This window comes from Arthrobacter sp. ISL-65 (genome assembly GCF_018613795.1).
Lineage (GTDB): Bacteria > Actinomycetota > Actinomycetes > Actinomycetales > Micrococcaceae > Arthrobacter.
In genome coordinates this window covers 70,915-85,011 of sequence record NZ_JAGGPN010000019.1, presented here as the reverse complement: position 1 = coordinate 85,011, position 14,097 = coordinate 70,915, and the positions used below count along the sequence as shown (strand labels likewise).

Annotated in this window: 13 protein-coding genes; 6 read left to right on the top strand and 7 right to left on the bottom strand. The window is 65.6% G+C overall.

The window, feature by feature from the left end; all coding sequences use genetic code 11:
- The first annotated feature begins 108 nt into the window (after nucleotides 1-108).
- The 3 genes from J7I85_RS08010 (at nucleotide 109) to J7I85_RS08000 (ending at nucleotide 2,609) form a co-directional block, all read left to right on the top strand.
- Nucleotides 109-654, top strand: coding sequence for a peptidylprolyl isomerase (locus J7I85_RS08010; protein WP_214849414.1), 546 nt, complete (start codon nucleotides 109-111; stop codon nucleotides 652-654).
- A gap of 4 nt (nucleotides 655-658) precedes the next feature.
- Nucleotides 659-1,540, top strand: a complete 882-nt coding sequence (locus tag J7I85_RS08005) for a rhomboid family intramembrane serine protease (protein ID WP_214849411.1) — start codon at nucleotides 659-661, stop codon at nucleotides 1,538-1,540.
- Between the two features lie 601 nt (nucleotides 1,541-2,141).
- Nucleotides 2,142-2,609: a carboxymuconolactone decarboxylase family protein gene (locus J7I85_RS08000; protein ID WP_214849409.1), complete on the top strand. Its 468-nt coding sequence runs from the start codon at nucleotides 2,142-2,144 to the stop codon at nucleotides 2,607-2,609.
- Nucleotides 2,610-2,840: 231 nt separating this feature from the next.
- Here J7I85_RS08000 and J7I85_RS07995 read toward each other — a convergent pair whose 3' ends face one another.
- A complete protein-coding gene (locus J7I85_RS07995) occupies nucleotides 2,841-3,437 on the bottom strand; it encodes a DNA-3-methyladenine glycosylase I (protein ID WP_214849394.1) in 597 nt (198 codons plus the stop codon).
- 10 nt (nucleotides 3,438-3,447) lie between these two features.
- Nucleotides 3,448-3,699, bottom strand: coding sequence for a cell division protein CrgA (locus J7I85_RS07990; protein WP_102972605.1), 252 nt, complete (start codon nucleotides 3,697-3,699; stop codon nucleotides 3,448-3,450).
- Between the two features lie 172 nt (nucleotides 3,700-3,871).
- Here J7I85_RS07990 and J7I85_RS07985 point away from each other — a divergent pair, with 172 nt between their 5' ends.
- Genes J7I85_RS07985 through J7I85_RS07975 form a run of 3 tightly spaced genes read left to right on the top strand, consistent with a single transcriptional unit; the run spans nucleotide 3,872 to nucleotide 5,483 of the window.
- Nucleotides 3,872-4,672 carry a class E sortase gene (locus J7I85_RS07985; protein WP_214849391.1) on the top strand — a complete coding sequence of 267 codons (801 nt, stop codon included), beginning with the start codon at nucleotides 3,872-3,874 and terminating at the stop codon, nucleotides 4,670-4,672.
- 2 nt (nucleotides 4,673-4,674) lie between these two features.
- The gene (locus J7I85_RS07980; RefSeq protein WP_214849382.1) at nucleotides 4,675-4,845 is read left to right on the top strand and encodes a hypothetical protein; all 171 of its coding nucleotides are present in this window, start codon (nucleotides 4,675-4,677) and stop codon (nucleotides 4,843-4,845) included.
- On the top strand, nucleotides 4,842-5,483 hold the full coding sequence (locus J7I85_RS07975) for an aminodeoxychorismate/anthranilate synthase component II (protein WP_214849380.1): 642 nt from the start codon (nucleotides 4,842-4,844) through the stop codon (nucleotides 5,481-5,483). The genes J7I85_RS07980 and J7I85_RS07975 overlap by 4 nt, the downstream gene beginning before the upstream one ends.
- Before the next feature lie 79 nt (nucleotides 5,484-5,562).
- Here J7I85_RS07975 and pknB read toward each other — a convergent pair whose 3' ends face one another.
- From pknB to J7I85_RS07950, 5 genes are read right to left on the bottom strand one after another with little or no spacing between them, the layout of a single operon-like run.
- Nucleotides 5,563-7,461, bottom strand: coding sequence for a Stk1 family PASTA domain-containing Ser/Thr kinase (gene pknB, locus J7I85_RS07970; protein ID WP_308159424.1), 1,899 nt, complete (start codon nucleotides 7,459-7,461; stop codon nucleotides 5,563-5,565).
- A 48-nt stretch (nucleotides 7,462-7,509) separates the two neighbouring features.
- On the bottom strand, nucleotides 7,510-9,378 hold the full coding sequence (locus J7I85_RS07965; protein WP_214849373.1) for a protein kinase: 1,869 nt from the start codon (nucleotides 9,376-9,378) through the stop codon (nucleotides 7,510-7,512).
- Nucleotides 9,375-10,829 (bottom strand): penicillin-binding protein 2, encoded by a 1,455-nt coding sequence (locus tag J7I85_RS07960; RefSeq protein WP_214849359.1) that lies wholly within the window; start codon nucleotides 10,827-10,829, stop codon nucleotides 9,375-9,377. The genes J7I85_RS07965 and J7I85_RS07960 overlap by 4 nt, the downstream gene beginning before the upstream one ends.
- The gene (locus J7I85_RS07955; RefSeq protein ID WP_214849356.1) at nucleotides 10,826-12,280 is read right to left on the bottom strand and encodes an FtsW/RodA/SpoVE family cell cycle protein; all 1,455 of its coding nucleotides are present in this window, start codon (nucleotides 12,278-12,280) and stop codon (nucleotides 10,826-10,828) included. The genes J7I85_RS07960 and J7I85_RS07955 overlap by 4 nt, the downstream gene beginning before the upstream one ends.
- Nucleotides 12,277-14,097: a PP2C family serine/threonine-protein phosphatase gene (locus tag J7I85_RS07950; RefSeq protein WP_214849353.1), complete on the bottom strand. Its 1,821-nt coding sequence runs from the start codon at nucleotides 14,095-14,097 to the stop codon at nucleotides 12,277-12,279. Before J7I85_RS07950 ends, J7I85_RS07955 begins: the two co-directional genes overlap by 4 nt.

The window sequence follows — 14,097 nt, the reverse complement described above, 5'->3', positions numbered from 1 at the left end:
GAATAGCCGGGCTGCTATCGTTCCGGCGGATTCACGGTGGATTTCACCCAGCGCGGAACTGTCTTAACAGCCCCGGTTCGCGTTGACCCGCCGTGAAAGAATGGCCCTATGACTGCCTCAGCAACTGCAAAAGCAACCATCCACACCAGCCTCGGCGACATCGTTGTGAACCTCTTCGGCAACCACGCGCCCAAGACCGTTAAGAACTTCGTGGGACTGGCCACCGGCGAACAGGCCTGGACCCACCCTGAGACCGGCGAGGACAAGACCGGCACGCCGCTCTACGACGGCACCATCTTCCACCGGATCATCAAGGATTTCATGATCCAGGCCGGCGACCCGCTGGGCCGCGGCACCGGCGGACCGGGCTACCGCTTCGACGACGAGATCCACCCCGAGCTGAGCTTCAGCGCACCGTACAAGCTGGCCATGGCCAACGCCGGCATCCAGATGGGCCAGGGAACCAACGGTTCACAGTTCTTCATCACCACCATCCCCACCGACTGGCTGCAGGGCAAGCACAGCATCTTCGGCGAAGTTGCCGATGAGGAATCCAAAAAGGTTGTGGACGCCATTGAAGGTGTCCGCACCGGCATGGGCGACCGCCCGGTTGAAGATGTAACCATCCACAGCATCGACATCGAGCAGCTCTAGCCACATGAGCTACGGAACTCCGGCGGCGGAGCCGTCAGCGCAGGCACCGGTGTGCCCCCGGCACCCTGACCGGCCCTCGTATGTCAGCTGCCAGCGTTGCGGGCGGCCGGCATGCCCCGAGTGCCAGCGCGCGGCCGCCGTCGGATTCCAATGCGTTGACTGCGTCAACGAAGCAAAACGTACGACGCCGACAGCACGGACCGTCTACGGCGGCGCCGTTGCGTCCGGCAAGCCTGTAGTGACGTTCGCGATCATCGCGGTGTGTGCCCTCCTGTTTGTTCTGCAGTGGGTGCTTCCCGGAAACGCGGTGTTCCGTACGCTCGCCTACGCGTCGGTTTACGCAACGCCTGAGTACGGGGTGTTCCAACCATGGCGCATGCTCACATCCGCTTTTCTGCACTCCCAGGGCTTCCTGCTCCACATCGTCCTGAACATGTACACGCTGTGGATTTTTGGTCAGGCGCTGGAACCGCTGCTGGGGCGCATCCGCTTTCTTGCTGTGTACCTGCTGTCCGCCATAGGCGGGTCGGTCGGATACCTGCTTATGACACCGATCCTGCCTGAGGGCGGGCCCGTGGGCCTGGTCGGTGCTTCCGGCGCGATCTTCGGGCTGTTCGGCGCCATGCTCGTGGTGCAGCGCCACCGGGGCGGTGAGACGAGACAGCTCTGGGTACTCATCGCCATCAACGGCGTCATCGGCTTCATGGTGCCGCAGATCGCCTGGCAGGCCCACCTGGGCGGCCTTATCACCGGTGCCCTGTGCGCAGCCGCCATTGCCTACGCGCCCCGCGGCCCGCGGCGCAACATCCTGCAGGCCGGAGGGCTGGCGCTGGCTCTGGTCCTGCTGGCCGTGGCTTCCTGGTACCGGGTGCTCGTGGCATCCTGACCGCTTCTTACGGCCTTCTGGTACGGTTCCTCCCCGCAATGCCCCTGCTTTCCGAAGCGGGGGCATTTTTTGTGTCCGCTGGCCGCGGCTCGGTACACACACAGCCGGTGAGTTTTCCACAGCGGTTATCCACACTGTTAATAACTTACACGGATGTAAGTCACAGGCCAGCCCCCTGAATCCCGGCCTTCCGGCCTGCCTCTGGTCCGCGTGGACGTTTTCTTCCACACTTGTGGATAACTGGGACGCCTACTGCTGTGGTTAAGTGGACAACTTCACCCAAACCTCGCCGCAGTGGGGTGTCCTGGGCATAAACAGGCACCTGAACGTCCGTGAAGGGAATTAGCAAGCGTCCTTTCAACAGGGTTATTCACACTGTTAATAACGCGCAGAGGTGTAAGTCATAGGTTTAGAAGCTCCACAACGCCTACATGCTGGCGATTACGCTGACGATGCCCACAAGTTTTCCCCAACTGTGGATAACTTGTGGGTAGTCGCCTGTTGCTAAGTGGATAACCTTCCGCCTGCCCGCAGCACGCCCCCTGTAGTCTCTGACTGACAGCCGCGGGGGTGAACCCGTCCGACCGCAAGGAGCACTGACGTGAGTACCCACAGCCACATCTTTCTGGACAAGCACCACCCGGCAGCGTGGCGGGCGCTTAACGGCTTGGGGCTGAAGGCCAAGGAAGCAATGCTGGAGGCTGGCATGGACTCGAAGCTCGTTGAACTGCTCAACGTCCGCATATCGCAGATCAACGGCTGCGCGTATTGCCTCGACATGCACGTCGCTGATGCCGTCAAGGGCGGTGAATCCACGCAGGGCCTGGCCGTCTTGCCCGCCTGGCGGGACACCGCGGTGTTTGAGGACCACGAGCGTGCGGCGCTGGCCTTGGCCGAGAGCATCACGGTTCTCCCGGACGCGCGCACGCGCGAGCTGGAGGACGCCTACGCGCGGGAGCACCTCACCGACGAGCAGTACTCAGCCGTGAGCTGGCTGGCCATCGCGATGAACGCCTTCAACCGCGTGTCTATCACCAGCCAGCATCCTGTCCGGCCTCAAGAGGGCTGAAGACCAGGGTTTTCCACAGTCATTTCCACAACTGTTAATAACTTGGAAAATGCAAGTTTGGCCATCTTGGCGCCGCCAGCCGGGCGCTCAGTGTCTTTTCCCTGGGCTGCGGTCGGCGGAGTTATCAACACTGTGGATATCTTTACCAACATGTGTGGACCGGCGGATTCAGGGGCCGGTCCTGCGCCCTGCAGCGGTCCTGAGCCGGCAGCGCTGGCAGCGCAGCAGCAGTCAGGCCCAGACGCCGGAGGTTCCCCTGCGGTGGCTGTTCACCAGGTGCGTGTCCACCATGCCGATGGCTTCCATCAGGGCGAACATGGTGGTGGGCCCCACGAAGGCGAAGCCCTTCTTCCGCAGCGCCTTGGAGAGGGCGATGGACTCGGGGGACGTGGTGGGCACGTCGGCGTATGTGACGGGGGCAGGGGTCGAGATTGGCTGGAACGTCCAGACAAAGTCAACGAGGCCGCCCTCGTCCCGCAGCGCGATGGTGGCCCGGGCATTGGTGATAGCGGCACGGATCTTAAGACGGTTGCGCACGATGCCGGGATCCTGAAGGAGGCGCTCGACGTCGGCCTCGGTGAAGGCGGCCACGGTTTCGGGATGGAAGTTGTCGAAGGCCGCACGGAAGGCGGGGCGTTTGCGCAGGATCGTGGCCCAGGACAGGCCCGCCTGGAAAGCTTCGAGGCTGATGCGCTCGTAAAGGCCCTGCTCGTCCCGGACGGGCAGGCCCCACTCAGTGTCGTAATACTCGCGCAGAAGAGGATCCGTGGAGGCCCACAGCGGACGTGCCAGGCCATCCTCGCCGATGATGATGCCTTCTGCGGTCATGGGCGTCGGTTCAGGAGCGCCAGCGCGTGGTCATCAGGAAGCCGACGATCGCAATGCCAAACCCGGCCAGGATGTTCCAGGACTCCCATGCCTGCACAGGCAGCTGGCCCTCGCTGATGTAGAAGGTGATGATCCAGAGCAACCCTATGATCATCAGGCCGAACATGACCGGCTTGAACCAGACGGGGTTCGGCTTGTAAGCCTCGGTGGAAACGGGCTCGGCCGGGCGGGCAGTCTTCTTACGTGGCTTTGACTCGGGCACATGTCCTCCTTGGCGGCTGAATCAAGAGGATGGACCGGGGCTTGATATCCTGCTGGAAGGGGATAGCCGGCGGTCTGCACACTCTTGGTCAGGTCTGAAGTCTTACTAGCAGCCAATTCTAGCTGTAGTTCAGTCCGCGCCGGTGCCCCGCAACCGCCTTGGAGGAGATCGCGTGGTACTGCAGGAGAAGGTGGCGGCAACCGCCAAGCCGGTGACCGGCGTCGTAATCCTGCGGAAGGCCGTCCAGATCTTCGGCGAGCTGCTCATCACCGCCGGCATAGTGCTGCTCCTGTTTGTCGCGTGGCAGCTTTGGTGGACCAACGTGGAGTCCGATGCCAAGCAAACCGCCGCGGTCAAGGACTTTGCCAGGGACCTGGGTGGTCCGGTGGCCCCCGCGCCCACACCTGCCGCGACGGGCGGCACGGCCGCTTCCGGCCCGAAGGACTACGGAGCGCCAGTGGTGGGAGAAGCCCCCGGGCACGGCGGAACCATCGGGATTATGTTCATCCCCCGGTTCGGGGAGAACTACACCCGGCCCATTGTCGAGGGCACCAGCGCGGACGTCCTGGACACCCTGGGCCTCGGCCACTACGGCAACACCTCCATGCCCGGCGCCGTGGGTAACTTCGCCGTGGCGGGCCACCGGCAGACGCACGGCGCCGTGCTGGACAATATCCACACGCTGGTTCCCGGGGACAAGATTTATGTCCAGACGCGGGACGGTTACTACGTCTATGTCTTCCGCAACAACCGCATTGTTCTGCCGAGCGAAGCCGAGGTCCTCCTCCCGGTGCCCAACCAGCCCGGAGTGCGCCCCACCGAAAGCCTTCTCACCATGACCAGCTGCAATCCTCGCTTCGGCTCCGAGGAACGGATCATCGCTTACTCGGTGCTGGACCGCTGGCAGCCGGCGTCGGCGGGGCCGCCCGCCGAGATCGCAGCCCAGGTGGCACGCGCACGAGGAGAAGGCTAGGCATGTACGGCTGGATTTTCCGTCATCTCCCCGGCCCGCTCTGGCTCCGTGTCCTCACGTCGGTGCTGCTGGCTGCCGGCGCCGTGTTCCTGATGGTCGAGTTCCTTTTCCCCTGGATGTCCCAGTTCACCCAATTCACCGACTCAACGATTGGTGCGCCAAGAAACCCATGAGTACAGCAAAGATTCTCGTCGTGGACAACTACGACAGCTTCGTCTACACCCTGGTGGGCTACCTCCAGGAGCTGGGCGCCGAGACAACAGTGGTCCGCAATGATGATGTGACCCTCGCCGAGGCGATCGAAATGGCGGAAACGCGCGACGGCATACTCATCTCGCCCGGCCCGGGTTCGCCGTCCGAAGCGGGGGTCTGCATCGAGCTGATCCGTTGGTGCGGGGAGAAAACGAAGCCGATGTTTGGCGTCTGCCTCGGGCACCAGGCACTTGCGGAGGCGTACGGCGGAACGGTGACCCATGCCCCGGAGCTCATGCACGGCAAGACCTCCCTGGTCCAGCACGACGGGGCCAGCGTTTTTGCCGGGCTGCCGTCCCCCGTGACGGCCACGCGCTACCACTCCCTGGCTGCCGTCCGGGACACGATTCCGGAGATCCTGGAGATCACGGCGGAAACCGCCAGCGGCGTCATCATGGGGCTGCAGCACCGCACCGCGCCGCTGTGCGGTGTCCAGTTCCACCCCGAGTCCGTGCTGACCGAGGGCGGCTACCAGATGCTTGGCAACTGGCTCGAGTCGCTTGGCGTGAAGGGTGCGGCCGAACGGGCAGCCAAGCTCAGCCCCCTTATCCAGCACTAGCCGGGGCCGGCACCAGAGCGAAGTAAAGGACCAGACAGCTTGCGGCTGTCTGGTCCTTTACTGATTCACGCGGAGGGCTCTACTTGCCCTTGGTGGGGCTCGGCGTCGGGGTCGGCGTCGGGGTGGGTGCGGGCGCCGGAGCCGGGGCCCTGGCCACCGTCACGGTGATGGCCTTGCCCTGCTCCACGAGCGAGTTGATCGGATCGCTCTGGCCGGTCACCTTGCCCGGCTGGACCTGGGAGTTCTCCGCCTCACTGATGACGGCAACCAGGCCGAGCTCCTTGAGCGCTGCCTCGGCCTCGGCACGGGTCATGCCGCGAAGCTCCGGCATGACCACCTTGCCTGTGGACACCAGGATCTCAACGGTGCTCCCCACCGCCACCTGCTGACCCGGCGCCGGCTTGGTGGTGATCACCAGGCCCGCCGGAACAGTGGCGCTGTTGGCCATGGTGGTGGACGGCGCGCCCACCAGTCCCGCCTGACGCAGGATGTCCCGGGCTGCCGCTTCCGTCCGTCCCGGCAGCGTCTCCGGGATCTTGACGGCACTGGGGCCTGAAGAGATGTTCAGGACTATTTCCGAGTCCGGTTCCAGCGACGATCCCGCCGGCGGCGCGGTGCCAATGGCGGTGCCCTTGGCGATCGCGTCGTGCTGCACCCGCTTGATCTGTGGCCGCAGCTTCGCGTCGTAGAGCGTCTGCAGCGCCTCTGATTCGGAAAGCTTCTCGACCGAGGGAATCGCGACGCGTGCCGGTTCGGCAGGCGGCTGGTTGAGGAAGTTGTAGAACCACAGGCCGCCGCCGGCCAGCACCAGGAGCGTGAAGAGCACGAATGTCGTAATCCAGGCCCGACGGCGGGACTTCTGTAAGCCCGATCGCTGCCGTTCGCGGGGCAGGCCCAGCGGAAGTTCATCGTGCTCGGCCGTCTCGTAGACCGCCGCGGCATCGGCCGGCAGCACGGACGCATCATCGTCCATGTCCCGGGTACGGCGCAGGCGGCCCACGGGAGCGTCGTCGAGGAAGCTGGCTCCGGTCATGGAAAACGCTTCGGTGGGCGGCGTGCGGTGCGGCTCAGGAATGTCATTGGGGTCCGTCGGCGCTTCGCTTGGCGACAATGCCGGAACGGCGATCCCGTTGTTAGCGGCCCGCAGCGCACGGCGGAAGGCCGCGGCGTCCTGGAAACGGTCCGCACGGTTCTTCTGCAGCGCCTTTTCCAGCACGCTGTCCAGCGCTCCGGAGATCTGATGGTTGAAGTTGCTGGGTGGTTCCGGCTTCTCGCGGACATGCTGGTACGCCACAGATACGGGGCTTTCACCCACGAAGGGCGGGCGGCCGGTCATAGTTTCGTACAGCAGGCAGCCTGCCGAATACAGGTCGCTGCGGGCGTCCACTGCTTCGCCGCGCGCCTGCTCCGGCGACAGGTACTGGGCGGTGCCCACCACCGCCTGGGTCTGGGTCATGGTCGCGGAGGAATCGGCCACCGCGCGGGCAATGCCGAAGTCCATGACCTTGACCATGTCCGAGTTCGCGCAGTACATCACATTCGCAGGTTTAATGTCCCGGTGCACGATGCCGGCCTTGTGGCTGTATTCCAGTGCAGACAGGACACCCAGGGTGTACTCCACGGCCTGGTCAATGGTGATGTCACCGGCCCTGATCAGGTCCCGGAGAGTCTTGCCCGCCACGAACTCCATGACGATGTAGGGAACGCGGACCTGGTCATGCGCGTCGCCCGGCACGGTGTGTTCGCCCGTGTCGTAGATGGCCACGATCGACGGATGGTTCAGGGCTGCGACGGCCTGGGCCTCGCGCTTGAACCTGGCCTGGAACTGGGGGTCCCGGGCCAGGTCCGGGCGGAGCAGCTTGATGGCGACCGTCCGGCCCAGCCGGGTGTCCAGGCCACGGTGCACATCGGCCATGCCCCCGCGGCCGATGAGTTCCCCGAGTTCATAGCGTCCGTTCAGGACGCGCTGACTGGTCACCGGGATGTTGTCTTCCCGGTGTGACGGAGTTCGCGGCGTGGTCACGGCTTATGGTCCGGTCGGCGAGCCGCTTGGCGTGGGCGTGGACGAGGGGGTGGGGATCAGCGCCTCGGACAGGTGGTAAGTCACGACAGTGCCGGCGTCGACCTCCCGGCCGCTTTGGGGCTCGGAACGGACGAAGGTTCCGGCGTCCTGGCCGGGATCGCCGGGCTCGTCGGCACCCTTTTGCCAGCGCAGACCGGCTTTTTCGATGGCTGACTGGACTTCGGACTCGCTGCTGCCCGTGCTGATGTCCGGGACGGCGATCTGCTTCGGTCCCTTGGAATACGTGACCTTTACGGTGTCGCCGGCCTGCAGCGGGCCGGACGGGTTGAGGTCCGTGACAGTGCCTGGTGTGGCGGCGTTGAAGACTTCATCGCCGTTGACCTTGAGCCCGAGCGCGATCAGTTCGGCGCGGACCTCGCTGTACTGCTTGCCGAGGTACGCGTCCGGAATGACGTTGATGGCCGCGGGAGTGGACTGCGTCGGCTTCGGCGTCGGTGTCGGTGTGGGCGTCGGCGTCTCCGACGTCTGGGTGGGCGTGGGGGTGGAACTGGTGCTCACACTGCGGCTGGGTGTGCTCGACGTGGTGGCGGCAGGGCTCTGGCCCGGGAACAGGAAGCCGCCCTGGCTCAGAAGGATGCCGGCGACGACGAACAGCACCAGCAGGATCAGGGCGATCAGCGGCCAGGTCCACGGGCTGCGCTTCCGCCGCTCGGGCTCATCGGCGGGTTCGCCGTCGTACGGTGCTGCGTACTGGTCCTCTTCTTGGTCCCAACTGCGCTCGGCGGCCAGGGCATCGGCACGCGACAGCGTGCTCCCCGCCCGCGTGGGGGCCGCATCGGTGGGGTTCCCGGCGGCCGCAGCCGCGGCTCCGCCAGCGGCAGCTCCCGCGGCTGCCGCGCCGAGCACGGGCAGCGCGGAGGTGGCCGCCGCCGGGCTCTTCTCCGAGCCGATCACGCCGGTTGGTGCCGTGGCGATATTCACCGGGGCCGTCATGGCGCCGGTGCCCCCTTCGTACAGGAGCATGCCGGGGACGGCGGCGTGGGCTGCCGGGATGTCACCGTTGCGGATGGCCTCGGCTGCCTCGGCCAGTTTGATGGCGTTGGCCGGGCGGTTCTTCGGATCCTTGGCCAGCATGGACATTAGTAGCGCCCGGACCGGCTTGGACAGCGACTCAGGCAGGGGCGGCGGCGCATCGTTGACCTGGGCCAGGGCGATGGCAATCTGGGATTCGCCGGAGAACGGCCGGTGCCCGCTGAGGCACTCGTAGCCGATGACGCCGAGCGAGTAGATGTCCGAGGCGCCGGTTGCGGTCTGGCCGGTGGCCTGTTCGGGGGCGAGGTACTGGGCGGTGCCCATGACCTGGCCGGTCTGGGTCAGCGGCACCTGGTCCGCCAGGCGCGCGATGCCGAAGTCGGTGACCTTGACCCGCCCGTCCGGGGTGATGAGCAGGTTTCCGGGCTTGATGTCACGGTGCACCAGGCCCTGGGCGTGGGCCACGGACAGTGCCCGCGCCGTCTGCGCCATGATGGACAGCGTCCGGTCCGGTGAGAGCACCTGCTCGTGCTCGATGATGCTGCTCAGCGGCTGCCCGGGGACCAGCTCCATCACCAGGTAGGCGGAGCCTTCCTCCTCGCCGTAGTCGAAGACGTTGGCGATGCCCACGTGGTTGAGGAGCGCGGTGTGGCGGGCTTCGGCGCGGAACCGCTGGAGGAAGCCGGGGTCGCCCGTGTACTCCTCTTTGAGCACCTTGATGGCCACGATCCGGCCCAGGATCTGGTCCTTGGCCTTCCAGACTTCACCCATGCCGCCGATCGCGATACGCGTGGTCAACTGGAATCTGCCGCCGAGGGTGATTCCCGATGTAGGCCTCACTTATTCAACACCGCCTCAAAAATCTTCTTTGCGTTCGGACTGGTTAGCTGTGCTCCGGTGCTGATGTCCACACCCTGCATGACGACGGTGACGGACACTTGCGGATCGTTAGCCGGGGCGAACCCCGTAAACCAAGAGTTGTTCAGGCCGTTCCCGAGCTCGGCGGTGCCGGTCTTGCCGGCGACCTCGACGCCGGGGACGGCGGCGCCGGAGCCGATGCCCTCGCTGACCACGCTGGTCATCCAGTCGGTGATCTGTCCGGCGATCTCCGGCGTCGTCGAGGTTCGCAAAGCCGCCGGCTTCGGTTCGTCGATCACACGGAGGTCCGGGGAACGTACGGCCTTGATCAGGTTCGGCGCCATCTGCACTCCGCTGTTGGCAATGGCCGAGGTCATCAGCGCGATCTGGAGCGGCGTCGCACGGACGTCGCGCTGGCCGATGGCGGACTGCGCCAATCCGGCGTCGTCGAGGTCCGAGGGGAAGACGCTGGGGGCGTAATCCAGCTTGAGCTGGTCGCCGAGGTCTGAATTGAAGCCGAACTTGCTGGCCTGCTGGGCTATCGCGTTTTCCCCGAGATCGCGGGCAATACTGGCGAAGGGCGTGTTGCATGACTGCTGCAGCGCGAACGCGAAGCTCGCTGTGTTCCGGGTGTAGCAGTTGCCGCCGGCGTAGTTGGGCAGCTGGTACTGGATGCCCGGGAAGCTCATCTGGGCCGGGTTGGGCAGCACGCTGTCGGCGTTGTACTTGCCCGACTTCAGGGCTGCTGCCGTGTCCACCAGCTTGAAAACCGAGCCCGGTGCCAGCAGGGCGCCCGTGGGGCCGCTGACCGAGGGGTTCAGATTGACGCCCGGGACCTTGATGGCCTCGTTGTAAGCGGCCTGCTCCTTGGCGACGTCCTGGGTGGCGATGAGGTTGGGATCATAGGACGGTTTGCTGACCATGGCGAGGATGTTGCCCGTCTTGGGATCGGTCACGACGATCGACCCCCGCTGGCCGTCCGGGATGAGGTCGTACGCCAGCTTCTGGATCTTGGGGTCAATGGTCAGCTCGACGGACGCGCCCTTGGGCTGGTTGCCCAGGAAGAGCTGCCCGATCCGGTCGAAGAACAGCTGGTCCGAACTTCCGGCCAGCTGGGCATCCATGGCGCTTTCGAGGCCGGTGACCCCGTAGCTCCGGGAGAAGTATCCCGTCAGCCCCGCGTACAGGTCAGGCTGGTTGTACCGGCGCTGGAACTTGCAGGATTCATTGCCCGGGACGGATTCGGCGATGGCGGAGCCACCCACGAGGATCGCCCCCCGGTCATTGCAGTAGTTCTGCAGTATGGCTCGCCTGTTCCACGGATTGGCCTTGAGCTCGTCCGCACCCACCACCTGGACGTAGCTGATCGCACCGAAAATCAGGGCGAACATGGCGATCGCGGCGATCCATGAATGTCGAATGGCCTGGTTCACAGGTGTTTCACCGCCTCGGTGGGAGCGTCTGGGAGAGTCTGTGTGGTGTTCCGGTCCTGCCGGCTTCCTGCGGCTGTCACCGGCACCGGCTTCTGCGCCTCAGGTGTGCGGCCGGGCTGCATTGGTGAGGTGTCCACCGGGCCGCGGGCCGTGTGCGAGATCATCAGCAGCAGGCCAACGATGATCCAGTTGGCCAGCAGCGAGGAGCCACCAGCGGCCAGGAACGGCGTGGTGAGGCCGGTCAGCGGAATCAGCCGCGTGACGCCGCCGATCACCACGAAGCACTGCAGGGCCACCGCGAAGGACAGGCCGCAGGCGAGGAGCTTGCCGAAGGCGTCGCGGGTGCCGAGGGCCGCACGGAAACCGCGGGTGAAGAGCAGCAGGTACATCATCACGATGGCGAAGAGGCCGATCAGGCCCAGCTCCTCGCCGAAGGAGGCGATGATCATGTCGCTGTTGGCGAACGGCACCAGATTGGGCCGGCCCTGTCCGAGGCCGGTGCCCACGAGTCCGCCGCTGGCCATGCCGAACAGGCCTTCGACGATCTGGCCGCTGCCGCCGGGGGAACGGCCGAAAACTTCCTCCGTGAAGGCATTGAGCCAGCTGTCGATGCGCAGGCCAACGTGCGAGAAGACCTTGGACGCCACGAAGCCGCCGCCGAGGATCAGGGTGAGGCCGATGACCACCCAGCTGATGCGGCTGGTGGCCACGTAGATCATCACGATGAACAGGCCGAAGAACAGCACGGACGACCCGAGGTCGCGCTGGAAGATCAGCACGCCGATGCTCACGAGCCAGGCCGTGATCATGGGACCCATGTCCTTGAACCGGGGGAACTGCATGGGGCCGATCTTGCGGCCGGCCAGCATGATGAGGTCGCGGTTCGAGGAAAGATACCCGGCAAAGAATATGGCGAGGGTGATCTTGGCGACCTCACCAGGCTGAAACGTCATCGGACCGAGGCGAATCCAGACCCGGGCGCCGAGGATTTCGCCTGCGGAGATGCCGGGGACCAGCGGAAGTATCAGGAGCAGGGCGCTGACGGCCAGGGAAATGTAGGTGAAGCGGCGCAGGACACGGTGGTCCTTGAGGAACCAGATCACGGCGATGGCAACGGCCATGGCGATGACGGTCCAGCGCAGCTGATTGTTGCCGGTGTCTTCCCCCGGAGCGTCGAGCCGGTGGATCATCGCCAAGCCGAGGCCGTTCAGGGTAACGACCAGCGGAAGTATTACCGGATCGGCATACTTAGCCCGGAGCCGGAGGACCACATGGAACACCAGGGACGCGACAGCGAGCAGGCTGGACTGGAACCAGAAGTCCGTGTCCAGTGAGGTCTGTTCGTCGATGCTGATCAGTGCATTGGCGCCGATGCTGACCGACAGGGCGAGTACGAGCAACAGCAGTTCCACGTTGCGCCGGGGTTTGGGCATGGTGTCGGCGTGGCTCATTGGCCCCCCTCACAGGTTGCGGTTGGGGTGGGTACGGCCGAGGCTCCGGCTGTTGCAGTTGGCGTTGCCGTCGACTTGGCGGTTGTGCTCGCCTTCGGGGGCGTGGCTGATGGCTTCGGGGTGGCGGAGGCCTTGGCCGTGGCTGATGCCGTAGCCTTCCGCGAGGCCGAGGCCGAGGCCGAGGCGGTGGCAGTCGGAGATGGAGTCAGGCACTCATCCGAGGGTGCGGTGCTTCCCGTGCGCTCAAGGTTCTTGACGATCCGCTGGGCATCGTACAGATCCCGCGCGGGGACGGTCTGGCGGACCCGCTGCTGCGAGAACTGGGGCAGCGAATCCATCCGGATGTCCGTGACCGCTTCCAGGGTAGAGAGCTGGACGGGGCCGAGGCGCTGGGAGACGCCGTTGAAGATGGCCACCCGCTGATCGAATTCACCGATGTAGTAGCGCGTCTGGGTCCAGGCGTAACCGAGCCAAAGCCCGACGGCGAGGACCAGGAGTGCGGCGCCCGCAATTCCCAGGGTGAGCCAGCGGCGTGGACGCCTCACGGGCATGAATTCCTCGGCCACCTCGCGGGCGTGGTCTGACTTGTGCGTCAGGACGGTTGCCGCGCGGCGCGCGACGGTGCGGCCAGCAATGGTGGGGATGGAACCGGTCTCGGCAGCAGCGACGGCGGCGCCGACGAGGATGTGGGGCCGGGAGGACAGCTCCTCGCGCAGTACCTCCGCGGACAGGTGTTCACCCAGGTGGGGATCGGTGCTGGTGGACGGCTCGTTCGACGGCGGGTTGCCGGCGCCGTCACCCGTGGCGTCGGGCTCGGATGTCCGATCAGGCCCGGAGCTGCCGGACGCGGGATCTGCTGCGGGAACCGCGGCCGGCGGGGCGGGAGGAAATGTGGATCCAGGCTTCGAATCACTTGGCCCCGAATCGGCGGCTACGGAACCCGGGGCAGCGGATGGCTCTGCCGGGGCCGCAGCCTTCGTCCCGGTAATCGCTTCCGGTTGTCCGGCGTCAGGGACGATTTCGACGGCGGCCGTGCTGACGTCGTCGGGCGTTTCCTCCACGATTTCCACCATGACAACGGTGACGTTGTCCGGCGCGCCCGCCTCCAGGGTGAGGTCAACGAGCGTCTCGACGCATTCGCTCAGATCCGGCGTTTCCCGCACGGTGCGCTCCACGACATGGCCCGCAACGTAATTCAAACCGTCGGAGCAGAGCAGCCAGCGCTCTCCGGGCTGCACATCGATGGTGGCGAGGTCCAGTTCGGGGCTCGCATCGACGTCACCGAGGACGCGCATCAGGACGTTCTTGTGCGGATGGGTTTCCGCTTCTTCGGGGCGCAGCCGGCCCTCGTCGATGAGGCGCTGGACGAACGTGTGGTCGATGCTGATCTGTTCGAACTCGCCGTCGCGCAGGCGGTAGGCGCGGGAGTCGCCGATGTGGGCGAAATGGAGCTTGCCCTCGGCCAGCAGCAGGGCGGTCACGGTGGTGCCCATGCCCGCCAGCTTGGGATTGATGTGAACGAGTTCCGAGAGCAGCGAGTTGGCGGTCTGGATCTCGTCGGCCAGCACGGTGCCGGCGTCGTCATCGTAGTCGTCGGTGTCCAGGTGGATCATGTCCAGGACAGTGGCGGCGGAAGCAACATCGCCGCCGGCGTGGCCGCCCATGCCGTCCGCCACGACGGCCAGGTGCCGCCCCACGTAGGCGGAGTCGTCGTTCTTCGCGCGGATGCGGCCGACGTCGGAACGCGCCGCATAGCGCAGGATAAGGGGCCGAGGCGAGGCTGGCACCTCGCCCGCGGGCATGTCCGGAGCGGCCAT